The organism is Gordonia aichiensis (assembly GCF_039946255.1).
GTDB classification, from domain to species: Bacteria; Actinomycetota; Actinomycetes; order Mycobacteriales; family Mycobacteriaceae; genus Gordonia; species Gordonia aichiensis_A.
The window spans coordinates 1-681 of record NZ_JBCDWL010000045.1 but is presented as its reverse complement, the minus strand read 5'-3'; the positions used below and the strand labels follow the sequence as shown (position 1 = coordinate 681).

The 681-nt window shown below is 67.8% G+C and carries 1 protein-coding gene; it reads left to right on the top strand.

Going from position 1 to position 681, the window contains the following annotated elements:
• A partial coding sequence (locus AAFO60_RS20815; RefSeq protein ID WP_347958148.1) for a helix-turn-helix domain-containing protein occupies nt 1-681 on the top strand: 681 nt, incomplete at both ends.

Below are 681 nucleotides of genomic sequence, written 5' to 3'. Positions count from 1 at the left end.
CGTCGCCGCCTCGCCGTCCTCGTCGTGGACCAGGGATGGCCGATCCGACGGGCCGCCGAACGATTCCAATGCGCTCACGCAACAGCGAAGAAGTGGTCGGACCGATATCGTGCCGGCGAGCCGATGACCGACCGCTCCTCCAAGCCACACCGTTCCCCACGGCAACTGCCCACCAGGACCGAACGCCGCATCGTCAATCTGCGATTCACTCGACGGTGGGGTCCGGACCGGATCGCCTACCACCTTCACCTGCACGCCTCGACGGTCCACCGGGTCCTAACCCGCTACAAGATGCCCCGCCTGCGCTTCCTCGACCAGGCGACCGGCCTACCGGTTCGCCGGCCGGACCCCAAGCGATACGAGGTCGCCAAACCCGGCGAGCTCGTCCACGTCGACATCAAAAAGCAGGGAAGAATCCCTGATGGCGGCGGGTGGCGCGCATTCGGGCGCGGTTCGGCCGCCGATCAACGGTCCCACCGAGGCCGCAACAGTGCCGCCCGCGCCGGAGCACGCGGCTCACGCGGCTACCGGTACCTGCATCACGCAGTCGACGACCACTCCCGAGTCGCGTACTCGGAGATCCTCGACGACGAGAGGAAGGAGACCGCGGCCGCCTTCTGGATCCGGGCCAACGCGTTCTTCGCCAGCAAGGGCGTCACCGTGACCGCGGTGATGACCGAC